The sequence below is a fragment of the Pseudomonas sp. GW822-FHT04H02 genome (assembly GCF_058800645.1).
This window is the reverse complement of the sequence record NZ_JBXAMM010000005.1, coordinates 104325-123297: the sequence shown is the minus strand read 5'-3', so window position 1 is coordinate 123297 and position 18973 is coordinate 104325. Positions and strand designations below refer to the sequence as shown.

Sequence of the window (18973 nt, the reverse complement as noted above, 5' to 3'; positions counted from 1 at the left end):
CCGTGAATTCTGCCCTAAATGCCTGGCGGCAGACAGGACCGGGCGTCCTGCGGTTGCCCCGGCGCAAAGGCCCGACTTATGCTCCGCGCATTTTTACCGACACCATCATCAGGACGCATCCCATGCCCGCCAGCCTTCAGCACGCCGCTTCCTACTATGCCGCCAGCAGCCTGCCGCAACCTGACTACCCAGCGTTGGCGGGCGATCTGACAGCCGATGTGTGCGTGGTCGGGGGCGGTTTTTCCGGGCTCAACACCGCGCTGGAACTGGCCGAGCGTGGCCTCAGCGTGGTCCTGCTGGAGGCGCACAAGATCGGCTGGGGCGCCAGCGGGCGCAATGGCGGGCAGTTGATTCGCGGCGTCGGCCACGGCCTCGACCAGTTCACCAAGGTGATAGGCGAGGACGGAGTGCGGCAGATGAAGCTCATGGGGCTGGAGGCGGTGGAGATCGTCCGCCAACGCATCGAGCGTTTCCAGATCCCTTGCGACCTGACCTGGGGCTACTGCGACCTGGCCAACAAGCCGGCCGACCTTGCCGGCTTCGCCGAAGACGCCGAGGAACTGCGCAGCCTCGGCTATCGCCACCAGACCCGGCTGCTGCAGGCCGATGAAATGCACAGCGTGGTGGGTTCCAAGCGCTATGTTGGCGGCTTGATCGACATGGGTTCGGGCCACCTGCACCCGCTGAACCTGGCCCTGGGCGAAGCCCGGGCGGCGCAGCAACTGGGGGTGCAACTGTTCGAGCACTCTGCGGTGACCCGCATCGACTACGGCCCCGAGGTCAAGGTCCACAGCAGTCGCGGCACCGTCCGGGCCAAGACCCTGGTGCTGGGCTGCAACGCCTACCTCAACGATCTCAATCCGGAATTGGGGGGCAAGGTGCTTCCGGCCGGCAGCTACATCATCGCCACCGAACCCTTGAGCCCGGCCCTGGCCCAGGAACTGCTGCCGCAGAACATGGCGGTCTGCGACCAGCGCGTGGCCCTGGACTACTACCGCCTTTCGGCTGACCGGCGCCTGCTGTTCGGGGGTGCCTGTCATTATTCGGGGCGTGACCCCAAGGACATCGCCGCCTACATGCGGCCGAAGATGCTGGAAGTGTTCCCGCAACTGGCCGCAGTGAAGATCGACTACCAGTGGGGCGGCATGATCGGCATCGGCGCCAACCGCCTGCCGCAGATCGGCCGGCTCAAGGACCAGCCCAATGTGTATTACGCCCAGGCCTATTCGGGCCACGGCCTGAATGCCACGCACCTGGCGGGCAAGCTGCTGGGCGAGGCCATCAGCGGCCAGCACGGCGGCGGTTTCGACCTGTTCGCCAAGGTGCCGCACATCACCTTCCCGGGCGGCAAGCATCTGCGCTCGCCGCTGCTGGCCCTGGGCATGCTCTGGCACCGCTTGAAGGAACTGCTCTGACCCTCCCCGTGGCTGCGCGGCGTCGGCCTACAGCCGCCAGAACGGCTTGAGACCTTCGGCCCGCGCCTCTTCCCGGCTCAGGCCGACATCGCGCAACTGCTCGGCAGTCAGCTCCAGCAACGACTTACGCGTGCGCAGCCGATGCCAGTACAGACCCAGCGGGCTCAGCCCGGGCGGTGCAGAACGTGGCAGGCGTGCCGCCAGTGCCTGCTCCTGCTCTGCCTGCAGCTCCTGACTCCGTAACGACAGACGCACATCGCTCAAGCCGTTCATCTGTATTGCTCCTGTTTGCTCAAAGTTGCCATGAGCCAATAGGATGCTTGGTGCGCAAAAACCATTACAGACTCAATACAGCGGTATTAACTCCATACAGTTTTGCCAAAAATCCTGCTGAATCCTGTATTTTTGCCCCATCTGTACCGGTCCTCGCGCCCCCCCACTACGAGCCAATGCCATGACCCTCTACGTCAACCTCGCCGAACTCCTGGGCACCCGCATTGAGCAGGGCTTCTACCGCCCCGGCGATCGACTGCCCTCAGTGCGCGCCCTGAGCGTCGAGCACGGGGTCAGCCTGAGCACCGTGCAGCAGGCCTACCGCCTGCTGGAAGACAACGGCCTGGCGATGCCCAAGCCCAAGTCCGGCTACTTCGTGCCGCCCAGCCGCGAACTGCCCGCCCTGCCCGCCGTTGGCCGCCCGGCCCAGCGACCGGTAGAGATCTCGCAGTGGGACCAGGTGCTGGAACTGATTCGCGCCGTGCCGCGCAAGGACGTGGTGCAACTGGGCCGCGGCATGCCGGACATCACCACACCCACCCTCAAGCCTCTGCTTCGGGCCCTGGACCGCCTCAGCCGGCGCCAGGACATGCCAGGCCTGCACTACGACAACATCTACGGCGTACTGGAGCTGCGCGAACAGGTCGCGCGACTGATGCTGGATTCCGGCTGCCAACTGGGGGCCGGCGACCTGGTGATCACCACCGGCTGCCACGAGGCGCTGTCCACCAGCATTCGCGCCATCTGCGAACCGGGGGACATCGTCGCCGTGGACTCGCCGAGCTTCCACGGCGCCATGCAGACCCTCAAGGGCCTGGGCATGAAGGCCCTGGAGATCCCCACCGACCCCATTACCGGAATCAGCCTGGAAGCCCTGGAACTGGCTTTGGAACAGTGGCCGATCAAGGCCATACAGTTGACGCCCAACTGCAACAACCCCCTGGGCTACATCATGCCCGAGCCGCGCAAGCGGGCACTGCTGACCCTGGCCCAGCGCTTCGACGTGGCGATCATCGAGGACGATGTGTATGGCGAACTGGCCTACACCTACCCGCGCCCGCGCACCATCAAGTCCTTCGACGATGATGGCCGGGTGCTGCTGTGCAGCTCGTTCTCGAAAACCCTGGCCCCAGGCCTGCGCATCGGCTGGGTGGCGCCCGGCCGCTACCTTGAACGTGTACTGCACATGAAATACATCAGCACCGGCTCCACGGCCCCGCAGCCCCAGGTAGCCATCGCCGAGTTTCTCAAGAGCGGCCACTTCGAGCCGCATCTGCGCAAGATGCGCACCCAGTACCAGCGCAATCGTGACCTGATGCTCGATTGGGTCAGCCGCTACTTCCCCGCCGGCACTCGCGCCAGCCGGCCACAGGGCAGTTTCATGCTGTGGATCGAACTCCCCGAGGGCTTTGATGCTCTGAAGCTCAACCGAGTGCTGCTCGAGCAAGGGGTGCAGATTGCCGTGGGCAGCATCTTTTCCGCCTCGGGCAAGTACCGCAATTGCCTGCGGATGAACTACGCTGCCAAGCCAACCGCGCAGATCGAAGACGCGGTACGCAAGGTCGGCGCTGCAGCCATCAAGCTGCTCAGTGATACCTCGGACTGACCCCGATCCGAAGCAGGAAGCCAGCCGTCCCATGCCAACCCGTGCCGTGATGCGAGATGACCTGACTTGAACCCTATACAGGCCTTCACCTGGCTTCTGCTGCTGAGCCTCGGGCTGGGCGGCTGCGCTACCCGCGAGGTGCCGTACCAACCCAGCCAGGCCCTGCCCGCCCGTGATTCGGGCTTTGCCCAGTCGATCCGGGCCCAGGCCGCGCCCTACCAGGGGCGTTCCGGCTTTCGTCTGTTGCCCAACAGCACCGAAGCGTTCATGGCTCGCGCCGAGCTGATCCGCAACGCGCAAAGCAGCCTCGACCTGCAGTACTACATCGTCCACGACGGCATCAGCACCCGCATGCTGGTGGACGAGCTGCTCAAGGCTGCCGATCGTGGCGTGCGGGTACGCATCCTGCTGGACGACACCACCAGCGACGGCCTGGACCAGATCATCGCCACCCTGGCCGCCCATCCGCAGATCCAGATCCGCCTGTTCAACCCTCTGCACCTGGGCCGCAGCACCGGCCTGACCCGGGCCATGGGCCGCCTGTTCAACCTGTCGCAGCAGCATAGGCGGATGCACAACAAGCTCTGGCTGGCAGACAACAGCGTGGCCATCGTCGGTGGGCGCAACCTGGGGGATGAATACTTCGACGCCCAGCCCAACCTGAACTTCACCGACATCGACATGTTCAGCGTGGGTCCGGTGGCCGAGCAACTGGGCCACAGCTTCGACCAGTACTGGAACAGCGCCCTGAGCCGCCCCATCGGCGAGTTCCTGTCCAGCACACCTTCCACCAAGGCGCTGGACAACACCCGGCTGCGCCTCGAGGAATCCTTGCAGGACAGCCGCCGGCAGAACCAGGCGCTGTACCGGCAACTGATGACCTACCAGACCCAGCCGCGCATGGACATCTGGCGCAAGGAACTGATCTGGGCCTGGAACCAGGCCCTGTGGGACGCTCCGGCCAAGGTCCTGGCCAAGGGTGACCCCGATCCGCACCTGCTGCTCACCACCCAGCTGGCACCGGAACTGAGCGGGGTCGGCAAGGAGCTGATCATGATCTCGGCCTACTTCGTTCCGGGGCAGCCTGGGCTGGTGTACCTGACCGGGCGCGCGGACGCCGGAGTCTCGGTGAGCCTGTTGACCAACTCCCTGGAAGCCACCGACGTGCCAGTGGTGCATGGCGGCTATGCGCCCTATCGCAAGGCATTGCTGGAACATGGAGTGAAGCTCTACGAACTGCGCCGACAACCCGGCGAGCGCGGTGGCAGCGGGCCGCACCTGTTCCACAGCGGCTCCTACAAGGGCTCCGACTCCAGCCTGCACAGCAAGGCGATGATCTTCGACCGACGAAAGAGCTTCATCGGCTCGTTCAACTTCGACCCCCGTTCGGTGCTGTGGAACACCGAGATCGGGGTGCTGGTGGACAGCCCCGAGCTGGCTGAACATGTCCGCGCCCTGGCCCTGCAGGGGATGGCGCCGGCCCTGAGCTACCAGGTCAAGCTGCTGGACGGCAAGCTGGTCTGGGTGACCGAGGATCAGGGCCAGTTGCACAGCCTGGACCATGAACCCGGCAACTGGTGGCGCCGCTTCAATGCCTGGCTGAGCACCCGCATCGGCCTGGAACGCATGCTCTGAGTGGCTACAACGCAGCCTGGGCTTCGCCAAAGGCCCCCTGGCGCAGCAGCAGGACAAGCAAGCCAAAAGCCCCGGCCGCCACCAGCAGCAACATGGCGTGGCCGCTCACCCACTGGCTGCCGGCCCCTGCCACCAGCGGCCCGATCAGGCAGCCAATACCCCAGAGCTGCGCCACATGGGCATTGGCCCGCACCAGTGCGTCATCGCGGTAACGCTCGCCGATCAGGATCAGCGACAAGGTGAACAAGCCCCCGGCGCTGGCCCCGAACAACACCCACAGTGGCCAGATCAGCACGGTGCCCAGCAACAGCGGAATGGCCAGGCTGGAACACAGCAAGATCACCGCGCAGCCGGTGAACAGGCCGCGCCGGGAAATCCGATCCGCCAGGGCGCCAATCGGCAGTTGCAAAAGTGCATCCCCCACCACCACGGTGCTGACCATGGCCAGGGCAATGTCTTCGGTGAACCCCTGGCTCAGGCAATACACCGGCAGCAGGGTCAGAATCAGCGCCTCGAAAGTAGCGAACAATGCAACTGCCCAGGCAATCGCCGGCAACTTCTGACAGAAGTGCCACAGGTCAAACAGGGTCACGCTGCACGACTCGGTGCTCGGCGCCCCGCTGCGCCCCAACAGCAGGAGCGGTGATACCACCAGCAAACCCACCGCGGTCCAGAAGCCGTAATCATGCTCAGTACCCAGCACGCCCAACAGCAGGGGCCCGGCCAGCTGGCTCAAGGCATAGCTTGCGCCATACAGCGCCACCAGCCGGCCACGCCACTGCTCGACCACCAGTTGATTGATCCAGCTTTCCCCCAGAATGAAGATGATGGTCAGGACCACTCCCAGTATCAGGCGCAGCACCAACCACAACGGATAGCTGGGCAGCAGCGCCAGCAAGGCAATGGAGATCGCCCCACCCCACAGGCACAGGCGCATCAGGCTGGCGGTGCCGAAGCGCGCCGCCAGGCGGCTGGAGATCTTCGCCCCGAGCAACACGCCAATGGCCGGCATCGCCGCCACCACGCCAATTGCAAAAGGCCCGTAGCCCCAGCTTTCGAGACGAAACGACACCAGGGGCATGGTCACGCCCAGGGCCAGGCCGACACTCAAGACTGCGGCCAAAACGGCGAAATAGGTCGCCCAACGCATTTCCACGCTCCTGTGGATCATTGTTTCGCAAGGCACAGACAACACAGCCGGACTCCCCTTGCGGAAAGTCCGGCTGCGCTATGGATCGACATCAGGCGGGGCACTGCCCCCGCCTCAAACGACAAGACTCAGAGCTTGATCCAGGTGGCTTTCAGCTCGGTGTACTTGTCGAACGCATGCAGCGACTTGTCGCGACCGTTGCCCGACTGCTTGAAGCCGCCGAACGGCGCGGTCATGTCGCCGCCGTCGTATTGGTTGACCCAGACGCTGCCGGCACGCAGGGCCTTGGCGGTCTGGTGGGCCTTGGAGATGTTGGCGGTCCACACCGCAGCTGCCAGGCCGTAAGGCGTGTCGTTGGCAATCTGGATCGCCTCTTCCACGCTGTCGAAGGCGATCACCGACAGTACAGGGCCGAAGATCTCTTCCTGGGCGATTTTCATCGCGTTGCTGACACCATCGAAAATGGTCGGCTCGACGTAGGTGCCACCGGTTTCTTCCAGGGTGCGCTTGCCACCGGCCACCAGCTTGGCGCCATCGGCATGCCCGGCTTCGATGTAGGACAGCACGGTGTTCATCTGCTGGGTGTCCACCAGGGCACCGACATTGGTGGCCGGATCCAGCGGGTTGCCCGGCTTCCAGCCCTTGAGGGCCTCGATCACCAGCGGCAGGAATTTGTCCTTGATAGAGCGCTCCACCAGCAGGCGCGAGCCGGCGGTGCAGACTTCGCCCTGGTTGAAGGCAATGGCGCTGGCGGCGGATTCGGCGGCGGCCTGCAGGTCCGGAGCATCGGCGAACACGATGTTCGGGCTCTTGCCGCCGGCTTCCAGCCACACGCGCTTCATGTTGGATTCGCCGGAGTAGACCAGCAACTGCTTGGCGATCTTGGTGGAGCCGGTGAACACCAGGGTGTCCACGTCCATGTGCAGGGCCAGGGCCTTGCCGACAGTGTGGCCGTAGCCTGGCAGTACGTTGAACACGCCCGCCGGAATCCCGGCTTCCACTGCCAGGGCAGCGATGCGGATGGCGGTCAGCGGGGATTTTTCCGAAGGCTTGAGGATCACCGAGTTACCGGTGGACAGCGCCGGGCCCAGTTTCCAGCAAGCCATCATCAGGGGGAAGTTCCACGGCACGATGGCCGCGACCACGCCTACCGGCTCACGGGTGACCAGGCCCAACTGGTCGTGAGGGGTGGCAGCGACTTCATCGTAGATCTTGTCGATGGCCTCGCCGCTCCAGCTCAGGGCCTGGGCGGCGCCGGGAACGTCGATATCCAGGGAGTCGCTGATGGGCTTGCCCATGTCCAGGGTTTCCAGGAGCGCGAGTTCTTCAGCGTGCTGCTTCAACAGGCCGGCAAAGCGGATCATCACCGACTTGCGCTTGGCCGGCGCCAGGCGCGACCAGGCGCCGGAGTTGAAGGTGGCGCGGGCGTTTTCCACGGCGCGCTGGGCATCGGCGGCATCACAGCTGGCGATGGTCGCCAGTACGCGACCGTCTACCGGGCTGATGCATTCGAAGGTGTCGCTGGAAGCCGATGCGGTGTATTCGCCGTTGATGTAGGCACGACCTTCGATTTTCAGGTCGCGGGCACGTTGTTCCCAGTCGGCACGAGTCAGGGTGGTCATACGAGTGTCCTCCTCTTATTTGTATACAAGCGCCATGCGAACTACGCCGGCACTGCTGAAGAATTCTGCCCGGCCAGCCTGTTTTCGGCCAAAGGCACCCGCCACCCTAAACCAGCGACACCTGTACTTTCAATATATTTGACAAAGCCCGGGCAAACGCCATTGCTATGTGCATTTTAATAAACATAGACTTTGGCCTTCATAGCCACTCGCGCCGCAATCACGGGGGAATACAACAATGAGCATCCACAACGTCGTCGACTTCAGCCAGGCCACCACCGAGGGCGAACGCTACCGCCCCGCTGCGGAAAAAATCCTCAAGGGCGACCCCGAGCAGGCGGTGTTCAACCATTACGCCAGCCCGTGCGGCCAGCTCAATTCCGGGATCTGGGAAGGCGCCGTGGGCCAGTGGACGGTGAACTTCACCGAACACGAATACTGCGAGATCCTCCAGGGCGTATCGGTACTGCGTGATCACGACGGCAATGCCAAGACTCTGCGGGTCGGCGACCGCTTCGTGATCCCGGCCGGCTTCAAGGGCACCTGGGAAGTGCTGGAGCCCTGCCGCAAGGTCTATGTGGCCTTCGAACAGAAAGCCTGAATCCCGGGCACAAAAAAACCCGCTTGAAGGCGGGTTTTTTTGTCAGAAGAAAAATCAATTACTTGATTTTGCCTTCCTTGTAGATCACGTGCTTGCGAACAACCGGATCATATTTCTTGATCTCGATTTTGTCCGGAGTAGTACGCTTGTTCTTGTCGGTAGTGTAGAAGTGACCAGTACCGGCGCTCGAGATCAAACGAATCAATTCACGCATGATTAGCTCCCTTAAACCTTGCCGCCATCGCGACGGATTTCGGCCAGCACGACATCAATGCCGCGCTTGTCGATGATACGCATGCCTTTGGCAGATACGCGCAGACGCACAAAACGTTTCTCGGACTCAACCCAGAAGCGGTGATGCTGCAGGTTCGGCAGGAAACGACGACGGGTTTTGTTGTTTGCGTGGGAAATGTTATTCCCAGTCACCGGACCCTTACCGGTAACTTGACAGACTCTAGACATGCCTCAGCCCTCTAAAACCACATGCCCAACCCGGCATGGGTTGGCCGCTTAATCTCTCAGTCATTTGGCGCCAGGCGCCGCGTTTCTTTAGGGTCTTACCGGCTACACCTACAAGCGAAGGAACCGGGCCCCTAGAAAAGAGCGCTGCTTTATACCAGAAAGACCCCAGAGCAACAACAACCGCTGTGCCCAGGATGACGAAAAGTCCTGATTTTCTTGCGCCGGACGCCTGCGGCAAAGGCTACCGCAGAAATCTACCGCTCGTCGCAGAATATATTTCTCCCGAAACCCCAGGCACAAAACCGCCATTGGGCGCGGTCATGCATGCGGAAAATCACGCCTGGAACCCCGGCCGAGCCCGAGGTTTCGTCACTCGATACAAAAGGGATAGTCATTTTACAAAGAGCCCACTAGGGTAAGGCATTTCCAGACTGCACTCGCAGATGGGCTTTCGATCTGCACAAGGAACCCGACCATGCGTCTTGCCGCCCTCCCGCTCCTGCTCGCCCCTCTCCTGAGCCCCCTGGCCCAGGCTGCCGCGCTGAGCGTCTGCACCGAAGCCAGCCCGGAGGGCTTCGACGTGGTGCAGTACAACTCACTGACCACCACCAACGCATCCGCCGACGTGCTGATGAACCGCCTGGTGGAGTTCGACGCCGATAGCGGCAAGGTAGTCCCCAGCCTTGCCGACAGCTGGGAGGTCTCTGCCGACGGCCTGACCTACGTGTTCAAGCTGCACCCCAAGGTCAAGTTCCACCGCACCGAGTATTTCAACCCCAGCCGCGAGCTGACCGCCGAAGACGTCAAGTTCAGCTTCGAGCGCATGCTCGATCCGGCCCATCCGTGGCACAAGATCGCCCAGAGCGGCTTTCCCCACGCCCAATCCCTGCAGTTGCCCAGCCTGATCAAGAAGATCGATGCCCTGGACCCGCTGACCGTACGCTTTACCCTGGACCACGCCGATTCGACCTTCCTCGCCACCCTGAGCATGGGCTTCGCCTCGATCTACTCGGCGGAGTACGCCGAGCAACTGCTCAAGGCCGGCACCCCGGAGAAGCTCAACAGCCAGCCGATCGGCAGCGGCCCGTTCATCTTCGGGCGCTTCCAGAAAGACGCCTCGATCCGCTACAAGGCCAACCGCGACTACTTTGCCGGCAAGCCTGCGGTCGATTCGCTGATCTTTGCCATCACCCCGGACGCCAACGTGCGCCTGCAGAAGCTGCGCCGCAACGAGTGCCAGATCGCGCTGTCGCCCAAGCCCCTGGATGTCCAGGCCGCCAGCGAGGATCCGGCACTGAAGGTCGAGCACACCGCAGCCTTCATGACCGCCTTCGTCGCCATCAACAGCCAGCACCCACCCCTGGACAAACCCGAGGTACGCCAGGCAATCAACCTGGCCTTCGACAAGGGCAGCTACCTCAAGGCGGTCTTTGAAGGCACCGCTGAAGCCGCCAACGGCCCTTACCCGCCCAATACCTGGAGCTACGCCAAGGACCTGCCCGGGTACGCCCACGACCCGGAAAAGGCTCGCCAACTGCTGGCCAAGGCTGGCCTGAAGAACGGCTTCCAGACCACCCTCTGGACCCGCCCCTCTGGCAGCCTGCTCAACCCCAACCCCAGCCTGGGCGCGCAGTTGCTGCAATCGGACCTGGCCCAAGTAGGGATCCAGGCGGAAATCCGCGTGATCGAATGGGGTGAACTGATCCGCCGCGCCAAGGCCGGCGAGCACGACCTGCTGTTCATGGGCTGGGCTGGCGACAACGGCGACCCGGATAACTTCCTCTCGCCACAGTTCACCTGCGCCGCCGTCAAGTCCGGCACCAACTTCGCCCGCTACTGCGACCAGAACCTGGACAAGCTGATCACGGCCGGCAAGACCACCAGCGAACAGGGTGTGCGCAGCAAGCTGTACCAACAGGCCCAGACCCAGATCCAGCAGCAGGCGCTGTGGCTGCCCCTGGCACACCCGACCGCATTCGCCCTGACTCGCAAGCAGGTCGAGGGCTACCAGGTGAGCCCCTTCGGGCGCCAGGACTATTCGAAAGTCAGCATCAAGTGAACTGCCAGCCGGCTTCAAGGCCCACCCAGGCCTTGAAGCCGGCTGCATTCAGATCCAGCCGTACTCGGCCATCGACAGCGGGTCGCCCTCCCCCACGATGAAGTGGTCCAGCACCCGCACATCGATCAACTCCAGTGCCTCCTGCAAACGTCGGGTCACTACCCGGTCGGCCGGGCTGGGCTCGCAAATGCCTGACGGGTGGTTGTGGCAGAGGATCACCGCCGCTGCATTGTGCGCCAAGGCGCGCTTGATCACCTGCCGCGGGTACACCGTGGTGCTGTCGATGGAGCCCTGAAACAGCACTTCGAAGGTCAGTACACGATGCCGCGTGTCGAGAAACAGGCAACCGAACACTTCATGGGGCTCGTGGCGCAGCATCGACTTCAGGTAATCGCGCACCACCAGCGGGTTCTCCAACGCGGACTGGCGATGCAGTTTCTCCGCCAGATGCCGGCGGGCCATTTCCAGCACCGCCTGCAACAAGGCGTACTTGGCCGGGCCCAGCCCCAGTTGGCGGGTGAAGGTCAGTTGATCGGCCTCCAGCAGCCTGCGCAGGCTGCCAAAGCGCCGCAACAGATGCCGCGCCAGGTCCACCGCGCTTTTACCGGCCACCCCGGTGCGCAGGAAAATAGCCAGTAGCTCGGCGTCGGAAAGGCTGATGGCGCCCTGCTCCAGAAGCCGTTCCCGCGGACGCTCCGCCGCGGGCCAGTCACGAATACTCATCACACCTCCCTGTGCATGGCGCCGCTGTTCGACAGCGGGCGCTGTGCTATCTTAGCCCCCTCTTTTTTGCGTGGTATTTCACCTGGGGAGGGGGCATGCCACGCAGCAATCACTGAACGGAAAGACAGGCCTATGCAGCGGCTGTATCGGAAACGCATCGTGCTCGGCGTCGGCGGCGGCATTGCCGCCTACAAGAGCGCGGAGCTGGTTCGCCGACTCCTCGACCAGGGCGCCGAAGTGCGCGTGGTCATGACCCGGGGCGGCAGTGAATTCATTACCCCGCTGACCATGCAAGCGCTCTCCGGGCACCCGGTCCACCTCGACCTGCTGGACCCGGCTGCCGAAGCCGCCATGGGCCATATCGAGCTGGCCAAGTGGGCCGACCTGGTGCTGATCGCGCCGGCCACCGCGGACCTGATTGCCCGCCTGGCCCAGGGCATTGCCGACGATCTGCTGACCACCCTGGTGCTGGCCACCGATGCCATCGTCGCCATCGCACCGGCGATGAATCAGGCCATGTGGCGCGACCCTGCCACCCAAGCCAACACCCAACTGCTGCAAAGCCGTGGCCTGAAGGTCTTCGGCCCGGCTTCCGGCAGCCAGGCCTGTGGCGATGTCGGCCTGGGCCGCATGCTGGAGGCCAACGACCTGGCCCAGTGCGCCGCCGATTGCTTCCAGCATCTGGCGCTGACCGGCAAGCACCTGCTGATTACCGCCGGGCCGACCCAGGAAAACATCGATCCGGTGCGCTACATCACCAACCATAGCTCAGGAAAAATGGGCTTCGCCCTGGCCGAGGCCGCGGTTGAAGCCGGTGCCCGGGTGACCCTGATCACTGGGCCGGTACACCTGCCAACCCCCGATAGAGTCACGCGGATCGACGTTGTCAGCGCCCGGGACATGCTCGCGGCCTGTGAGTCGGCGATCCCATGCGACGTTTTCATCGCCTCTGCGGCGGTCGCGGACTACCGACCGGAAGTCGTCGCCCCACAGAAATTAAAGAAAGACCCTACGAAAGGTGACGGCCTGTTGCTGCAGATGGTGCGCAACCCGGACATCCTGGCCACCATTGCCAGCCGTCCGGATCGGCCTTTCAGTGTCGGTTTCGCCGCAGAAACCGAAAACTTGCTCGACTACGCTGCACGCAAATTGAAGGACAAGAACCTCGACCTGATCGTCGCCAACGACGTTGCCAACCCGAGCATTGGCTTCAACAGCGAGGAAAACGCCTGCAGCGTGATTGACCGGGAGTTGCACGCAACTCTCTTCGCCCAGACCAGCAAGGGCAAGATTGCCCGCCAGCTGATCTCTTTTATCGCCGAACGGCTGAACCAGGTTTAACTCGCATGCACGCTTTACAAGCCAAGATCCTCGACCCACGCATCGGCAACGAATTCCCTCTGCCGCAGTACGCCACGCCGGGCTCCGCCGGCCTCGACCTGCGAGCCATGCTCAAGGAAGACACCCTTCTGGAGCCAGGCCAGACGCTGCTGATCCCTACCGGGCTGTCGGTCTACATTGGCGATCCGGGCCTGGCGGCGCTGATCCTGCCGCGCTCCGGCCTGGGCCATAAGCACGGCATCGTGCTGGGCAACCTGGTGGGCCTGATCGACTCGGACTACCAGGGCGAACTGATGGTGTCCTGCTGGAACCGTGGCCAGACCGCCTTCAACATCGCCGTCGGCGAGCGCATCGCCCAACTGGTGCTGGTGCCTGTGGTCCAGGCGCATTTCGAAGTGGTCGAAGCCTTTGATGAAAGCCAGCGCGGCGCAGGTGGCTTCGGCCACTCCGGCAGCCACTGATCTGCCTCTCGGAGTGGGCAGCCTGCCTGCTCCGCCCCCTTGCGAGAGCAATCAAGGACCGAGGGCCAGCATTTTTTTGCAGGGTGCCTGGCCCCCGCCAGGCCGGGCTGCTGACCGGTTCCGGAGGGGACGGAGCCCGTCAGATGGCACTTTCGCAGTACGAACTCTATGCTGAAAACGCCGTCATACCCTTCAGTTTGAGCCTGCCGGCCTGTCCTCCCACGGCCGTACTGCACCCCTTCAGATGGAGCACCCTCAGTGATGAGCAACGCAGCTAAAGTCGCCCCGAAATTCCCCGACAGCATCTTCCGCGCCTACGACATCCGCGGCGTTGTACCGCAAACCCTGACTGCTGAAACCGCCTACTGGATCGGCCGCGCCATCGGCTCCCAGAGCCTGGCCCAGGGTGAGCCGAACGTCTCCGTGGGCCGCGATGGCCGCCTGTCCGGGCCGGAACTGGTGGCGCAACTGATCCAGGGCCTGCACGACAGCGGCTGCCACGTCAGCGACGTCGGCCTGGTGCCGACCCCGGCCCTGTATTACGCGGCCAACGTACTGGCCGGCAAGTCCGGCGTAATGCTCACCGGCAGCCACAACCCCTCGAACTACAACGGTTTCAAGATCGTCATCGCCGGCGACACCCTGGCCAATGAACAGATCCAGGCCCTGCACGAGCGCCTCAAGAGCAACAACCTGAGCAGCGCCCAGGGCAGCGTCACCCAGGTCGACATCCTGCCGCGCTACGCCGAGGAGATCATCCGTGACGTCAAGCTGGCCCGCCGCCTGAAAGTCGTGGTGGATTGCGGCAACGGCGCCGCCGGGGTGATTGCCCCACAGTTGATCGAAGCCCTGAACTGCGAAGTGATCCCGCTGTTCTGCGAAGTGGACGGCAACTTCCCCAACCACCACCCGGATCCGGGCAAGCCCGAGAACCTCGAGGACCTGATTGCCAAGGTCAAGGAAACCGGCGCCGACCTGGGCCTGGCCTTCGACGGCGACGGCGACCGCGTCGGCGTGGTGACCAACACCGGCAGCATCGTCTTCCCCGACCGCCTGCTGATGCTGTTCGCCAAGGACGTGGTGGCGCGCAACCCGGATGCGGAGATCATCTTCGACGTCAAATGCACCCGACGCCTGATTCCACTGATCAAGGAATATGGCGGTCGCCCGCTAATGTGGAAGACCGGTCACTCGTTGATCAAAAAGAAAATGAAGCAGACCGGCGCTCTGCTGGCCGGCGAAATGAGCGGCCATGTGTTCTTCAAGGAACGCTGGTTCGGCTTCGACGACGGCATTTATAGCGCCGCACGGTTGCTGGAGATCCTCAGCAAGGAAAAATCCACCGCGGAAGAGCTGTTCGCCACCTTCCCGAACGATATTTCTACGCCGGAAATCAATATCCATGTGACCGAAGAGAGCAAATTCAGCATCATTGACGCCCTGCACGACGCGCAGTGGGGTGCAGGCGCCGACCTGACCACCATTGACGGGGTGCGGGTCGACTATGCCAAGGGCTGGGGCCTGGTTCGCGCCTCCAACACCACCCCTGTGCTGGTGCTGCGCTTCGAGGCTGATGATGCAGCCGAACTGCAGCGCATCAAGGATGTGTTCCACACCCAGCTGAAACGTGTTGCACCTGATCTCCAACTACCGTTTTGATTGTTTGAAGCACCGGAGCCCTGAATGACCATCGAACGCGATGCCGCCGCCAATACCGCCAAGGTCCTATCCGAAGCGCTGCCTTATATTCGCCGCTATGTCGGCAAGACCCTGGTGATCAAGTACGGCGGCAACGCTATGGAAAGCGAGGAGCTGAAAACCGGCTTCGCCCGCGACATCGTGCTGATGAAGGCTGTCGGGATCAACCCGGTGGTGGTGCACGGTGGCGGCCCGCAGATCGGTGACCTGCTCAAGCGCCTTTCCATTGAAAGCCACTTCGTCGATGGCATGCGCGTGACCGATGCGCAAACCATGGACGTGGTGGAGATGGTCCTCGGTGGCCAGGTCAACAAGGACATCGTCAACCTGATCAACCGTCACGGCGGCAGCGCCATCGGCCTGACCGGCAAGGATGCCGAGCTGATCCGGGCGAAAAAACTCACCGTGACCCGCCAGACGCCGGAAATGACCACCCCGGAAATCATCGATATCGGCCATGTGGGCGAAGTGGTCGGGATCAACACCGACCTGCTGAACCTGCTGGTCAAGGGTGATTTCATCCCGGTGATCGCACCGATCGGGGTCGGCGCCAACGGCGAGTCCTACAACATCAACGCCGATCTGGTGGCTGGCAAGGTGGCCGAAGCATTGAAAGCCGAAAAGCTGATGCTGCTGACCAACATCGCCGGCCTGATGGACAAGTCGGGCAAGGTCCTCACCGGCCTGAGCACCCAGCAGGTCGACGAGCTGATCGCCGACGGCACCATCTACGGCGGCATGCTGCCGAAAATCCGCTGCGCGCTGGAAGCCGTGCAAGGCGGGGTCGGCAGTTCGCTGATCATCGACGGTCGCGTGCCCAACGCGATTTTGCTGGAGATCTTCACCGATACGGGTGTCGGCACCCTGATCAGCAACCGCAAGCGTCCTTAAGCACCAGGCACAAAAAAGCCCCCGCCCGGGATCCCGGGCGGGGGCTTTTTTATCGACGCAATCTTTGTGGGAGCCGGTTTGCCGGCGAAGGCACTCACGCGGGCAACTCAAGGCCCAAAGGCCTCTTCACCGGCAAGCCGGCTCCTACAGGTCAGATTCCGTACTGCGCGCGGTAGGCTTCCACCGCCGGCAGATGCTGCTTGAGCGCCGGATCATCCGCCAGGAACTGCAGGACCTGGGTCAGGGAGACAATGCTCACCACCGGAATGCCGAAGTCACGCTCGACCTCCTGGATCGCCGACAACTCGCCGTTGCCGCGTTCCTGACGGTTCAAGGCGATCAGCACCCCGGCCGCTTTGGCGCCGTCCTGGGACTCGATGATCTGCATCACTTCGCGGATCGCCGTGCCGGCGGTGATCACGTCGTCGATGATCAGCACATCGCCGGTCAAGGGAGCCCCCACCAGGCTGCCGCCTTCGCCGTGAGCCTTGGCTTCCTTGCGGTTGAAGCACCAGGGCAGATCGCGCTGGTGATGCTCGGCAAGCGCCACCGCAGTGGCCGCCGCCAGAGGAATGCCTTTATAGGCCGGGCCAAACAGCACATCGAAGGGAATGCCGCTTTCGACGATCGCCGCGGCGTAGAAACGCCCCAGCTGGGCCAGCGCCGAACCGCTGTTGAACAGGCCGGCATTGAAGAAGTAAGGGCTGGTGCGCCCGGACTTCAGGGTGAACTCACCGAAGCGCAAAACCCCGCGATCGATGGCAAAACGAATGAAATCGCGCTGATACGCCTGCATGAAAAAACCCCAGATACCACGGATTTAGCTAATTAGGTAGAGCTCGGGTATCATACACGCACGTGATTTTTGGGGCCATTTATGCGGATCATCAGTGTGAACGTCAATGGTATTCAGGCTGCAGTGGAGCGTGGTTTGCTCAGTTGGCTGCAGGCACAGAATGCCGACGTCATCTGCCTGCAGGACACCCGCGCCTCTGCCTTTGAACTGGACGACCCAGCCTTCCAACTGGATGGCTACTTCCTTTATGCCTGCGATGCCGAAGTCCCTGCCCAAGGCGGTGTGGCTTTGTATTCGCGGTTGCAGCCGAAGGCGGTCATCAGCGGCCTCGGCTTCGAGACAGCCGATCGTTACGGGCGCTACCTGCAAGCCGATTTCGACAAGGTCAGCATCGCGACCTTGCTGCTTCCATCAGGGCAGAACGGCGATGAAGACTTGAACCAGAAGTTCAAGCTAATGGACGATTTCGCCCGTTATCTGGATAAACAGCGGCGCAAACGTCGCGAGTACATTTATTGTGGCTCGCTGTACGTGGCGCAACAGAAGCTGGATATCAAGAACTGGCGCGACAGCCAGCAATCTCCGGGCTTCCTGGCACCTGAGCGTGCCTGGATGGACGAGATCATTGGCAACATGGGTTATGTCGACGCATTGCGTGAAGTCAGCCGTGAAGGCGACCAGTACAGCTGGTGGCCGGACAACGAACAGGCCGAGATGCTGAACCTGGGCTGGCGTTTCGACTACCAGTTGCTGACTCCCGGCCTGCGTCGCTTTGTCCGCAGCGCTCGCCTGCCGCGCCAGCCACGCTTCTCGCAGCACGCACCGCTGATCGTGGACTATGACTGGACGCTGACCATCTAAGCGTCCTTTCACCGCCACAAAAAAGCCGACATCGCTGTCGGCTTTTTTGTGCTTGCTCGAGCTACTTGATCAGGCGCCAGGTGAAGGGGTAGCGATAAGGCACCCCTTCGCCAGCCTTGACTCCGCCGATGATGGTCAGCACCAGGGCTCCGATCGCCAGCAGGCCGAACATGAAGAACCCGATCACCACGATCATCAACAGGAAGCACACCGCCGACGCAATGGCGACGGTCAGCTGGAAGTTCAGTGCTTCCTTGCCCTGGGCATCGATAAAGGGATCGGTTTCGCGCTTCATCTGCCACAGAATCAGCGGTCCGATCAGTGTGCCGAAAGGAACCCAGATCCCCAGCAAGGCGGACAGGTGACAAAACATCGCCCATTGCCGGACTTCGTGACTCGGCGTAGGCAGCGGCAGTTGTTCATCACTCATGGTGCTCTCCTTGCTGAAGACCTGCGCCCATCAATCGGCGAGCGCGGCTTGCTGCAGTTGGAAAATCTCGTTCATGCCTTGCTGGGCCAGGGCCAGCATCGCATTCAGTTCAGCCGGCTGGAACGGCGCACCTTCGGCAGTGCCCTGCACTTCGATGAAACCACCGGTGCTGGTCATCACAACGTTGAGGTCGGTTTCGGCAGCCGAGTCTTCCAGATAATCCAGGTCCAGGACCGGTTCGCCCTGGTACATGCCGACGGATACCGCGGCGATCATCTGCTTCAGCGGATCGCCGCCTTTCAGGCCACCGCGCTTCTTGATCACTTTCAAGGCGTCGACCAGGGCCACCATGGCGCCAGTGATCGATGCGGTACGAGTACCGCCGTCGGCCTGGATCACGTCGCAATCGACATACAGGGTGACGTCGCCCAGCTTGGACATGTCCAGTGCGGCGCGCAGCGAACGGCCGATCAGGCGCTGGATCTCCAGGGTCCGACCGCCCTGCTTGCCACGGCTGGCTTCGCGCTGGTTACGCTCGCCGGTAGCCCGCGGCAGCATGCCGTACTCGGCAGTCAGCCAACCCTGGCCCTGGCCCTTGAGGAAGCGCGGCACACCGTTCTCGACGCTGACCGTGCAGATCACTTTGGTATCACCGAACTCGACCAGTACAGATCCCTCGGCGTGTTTGGTGTAGTTGCGGGTGATGCGGATCGAGCGGAGCTGATCGGCGGCGCGACCACTTGGACGTTTCATAGGGGAACACCTGTACGGGGACGGAAAACTGCCGAGCATTATAAAGCCCGCAACCGCGCCAGGGCACGCCTAAAAAGGTCAAAGGAGCATTTACACCGCGGATGAGTCCTGTTGCGACGAGCTGCAATGCATTGGCAGCACCAGGGTTTGGGGGCTCCGACCGCACTGCGCTACAATCCTGCGCCTTCGCAGCCTG

18 protein-coding genes and 1 pseudogene are annotated in these 18973 nt (G+C 62.8%); 10 read left to right on the top strand and 9 right to left on the bottom strand.

All coding sequences use genetic code 11. The features are described from left to right. The first annotated feature begins 122 nt into the window (after positions 1-122). Positions 123-1415, top strand: a complete 1293-nt coding sequence (locus AC1RMG_RS22460) for an NAD(P)/FAD-dependent oxidoreductase (RefSeq protein ID WP_011064212.1) — start codon at positions 123-125, stop codon at positions 1413-1415. A 27-nt stretch (positions 1416-1442) separates the two neighbouring features. On the opposite strand, the gene AC1RMG_RS22455 is transcribed toward AC1RMG_RS22460, so the two are convergent. Then, positions 1443-1688: a DUF1127 domain-containing protein gene (locus AC1RMG_RS22455; RefSeq protein WP_065365034.1), complete on the bottom strand. Its 246-nt coding sequence runs from the start codon at positions 1686-1688 to the stop codon at positions 1443-1445. 181 nt (positions 1689-1869) lie between these two features. Here AC1RMG_RS22455 and AC1RMG_RS22450 point away from each other — a divergent pair, with 181 nt between their 5' ends. After that, on the top strand, positions 1870-3294 hold the full coding sequence (locus AC1RMG_RS22450; RefSeq protein WP_493170324.1) for an aminotransferase-like domain-containing protein: 1425 nt from the start codon (positions 1870-1872) through the stop codon (positions 3292-3294). A 66-nt stretch (positions 3295-3360) separates the two neighbouring features. Next, a complete protein-coding gene (locus AC1RMG_RS22445) occupies positions 3361-4929 on the top strand; it encodes a phospholipase D family protein (protein ID WP_493170322.1) in 1569 nt (522 codons plus the stop codon). 4 nt (positions 4930-4933) lie between these two features. On the opposite strand, the gene AC1RMG_RS22440 is transcribed toward AC1RMG_RS22445, so the two are convergent. Next, positions 4934-6079: an MFS transporter gene (locus AC1RMG_RS22440; protein WP_011064216.1), complete on the bottom strand. Its 1146-nt coding sequence runs from the start codon at positions 6077-6079 to the stop codon at positions 4934-4936. Positions 6080-6207: 128 nt separating this feature from the next. Continuing rightward, positions 6208-7701, bottom strand: a complete 1494-nt coding sequence (locus AC1RMG_RS22435) for an aldehyde dehydrogenase (RefSeq protein WP_011064217.1) — start codon at positions 7699-7701, stop codon at positions 6208-6210. Between the two features lie 238 nt (positions 7702-7939). Here AC1RMG_RS22435 and AC1RMG_RS22430 point away from each other — a divergent pair, with 238 nt between their 5' ends. Beyond that, a complete protein-coding gene (locus AC1RMG_RS22430) occupies positions 7940-8302 on the top strand; it encodes a cupin domain-containing protein (protein ID WP_065365032.1) in 363 nt (120 codons plus the stop codon). A 58-nt stretch (positions 8303-8360) separates the two neighbouring features. On the opposite strand, the gene rpmG is transcribed toward AC1RMG_RS22430, so the two are convergent. Then, complete coding sequence (gene rpmG, locus AC1RMG_RS22425) at positions 8361-8516, bottom strand: 50S ribosomal protein L33 (RefSeq protein WP_003177274.1); 156 nt, start codon at positions 8514-8516, stop codon at positions 8361-8363. Between the two features lie 11 nt (positions 8517-8527). Beyond that, positions 8528-8764: a 50S ribosomal protein L28 gene (gene rpmB / locus AC1RMG_RS22420; protein ID WP_011064219.1), complete on the bottom strand. Its 237-nt coding sequence runs from the start codon at positions 8762-8764 to the stop codon at positions 8528-8530. 475 nt (positions 8765-9239) lie between these two features. Here rpmB and AC1RMG_RS22415 point away from each other — a divergent pair, with 475 nt between their 5' ends. Continuing rightward, positions 9240-10823 (top strand): ABC transporter substrate-binding protein, encoded by a 1584-nt coding sequence (locus AC1RMG_RS22415; RefSeq protein WP_015637469.1) that lies wholly within the window; start codon positions 9240-9242, stop codon positions 10821-10823. A gap of 48 nt (positions 10824-10871) precedes the next feature. Here the strand turns inward: AC1RMG_RS22415 and radC are convergent, their stop codons facing one another. Next, positions 10872-11546 (bottom strand): RadC family protein, encoded by a 675-nt coding sequence (gene radC / locus AC1RMG_RS22410; protein WP_011064221.1) that lies wholly within the window; start codon positions 11544-11546, stop codon positions 10872-10874. Positions 11547-11678: 132 nt separating this feature from the next. On the opposite strand from radC, the gene coaBC reads away from it, so the two are divergent. From coaBC to argB, 4 genes and pseudogenes are all read left to right on the top strand, one after another. Further along, entirely contained in the window at positions 11679-12887 is a 1209-nt protein-coding gene (gene coaBC, locus AC1RMG_RS22405; RefSeq protein ID WP_011064222.1) for a bifunctional phosphopantothenoylcysteine decarboxylase/phosphopantothenate--cysteine ligase CoaBC, read from the top strand. A gap of 5 nt (positions 12888-12892) precedes the next feature. Beyond that, the gene (gene dut / locus AC1RMG_RS22400; RefSeq protein ID WP_011064223.1) at positions 12893-13348 is read left to right on the top strand and encodes a dUTP diphosphatase; all 456 of its coding nucleotides are present in this window, start codon (positions 12893-12895) and stop codon (positions 13346-13348) included. Between the two features lie 258 nt (positions 13349-13606). Continuing rightward, positions 13607-15007, top strand: a pseudogene (locus tag AC1RMG_RS22395) (phosphomannomutase/phosphoglucomutase); the annotation flags it as partial. Positions 15008-15031: 24 nt separating this feature from the next. Then, the gene (gene argB / locus AC1RMG_RS22390) at positions 15032-15937 is read left to right on the top strand and encodes an acetylglutamate kinase (RefSeq protein WP_011064225.1); all 906 of its coding nucleotides are present in this window, start codon (positions 15032-15034) and stop codon (positions 15935-15937) included. 151 nt (positions 15938-16088) lie between these two features. Here argB and pyrE read toward each other — a convergent pair whose 3' ends face one another. Next, complete coding sequence (pyrE, locus tag AC1RMG_RS22385; protein WP_011064226.1) at positions 16089-16733, bottom strand: orotate phosphoribosyltransferase; 645 nt, start codon at positions 16731-16733, stop codon at positions 16089-16091. Positions 16734-16814: 81 nt separating this feature from the next. Here pyrE and crc point away from each other — a divergent pair, with 81 nt between their 5' ends. Then, positions 16815-17594, top strand: coding sequence for a catabolite repression control protein Crc (crc, locus tag AC1RMG_RS22380; RefSeq protein WP_011064227.1), 780 nt, complete (start codon positions 16815-16817; stop codon positions 17592-17594). Between the two features lie 61 nt (positions 17595-17655). On the opposite strand, the gene AC1RMG_RS22375 is transcribed toward crc, so the two are convergent. After that, complete coding sequence (locus AC1RMG_RS22375; RefSeq protein WP_011064228.1) at positions 17656-18024, bottom strand: DUF4870 domain-containing protein; 369 nt, start codon at positions 18022-18024, stop codon at positions 17656-17658. A gap of 30 nt (positions 18025-18054) precedes the next feature. After that, positions 18055-18777: a ribonuclease PH gene (rph, locus tag AC1RMG_RS22370; RefSeq protein WP_011064229.1), complete on the bottom strand. Its 723-nt coding sequence runs from the start codon at positions 18775-18777 to the stop codon at positions 18055-18057. Between the last annotated feature and the right edge of the window lie 196 nt (positions 18778-18973).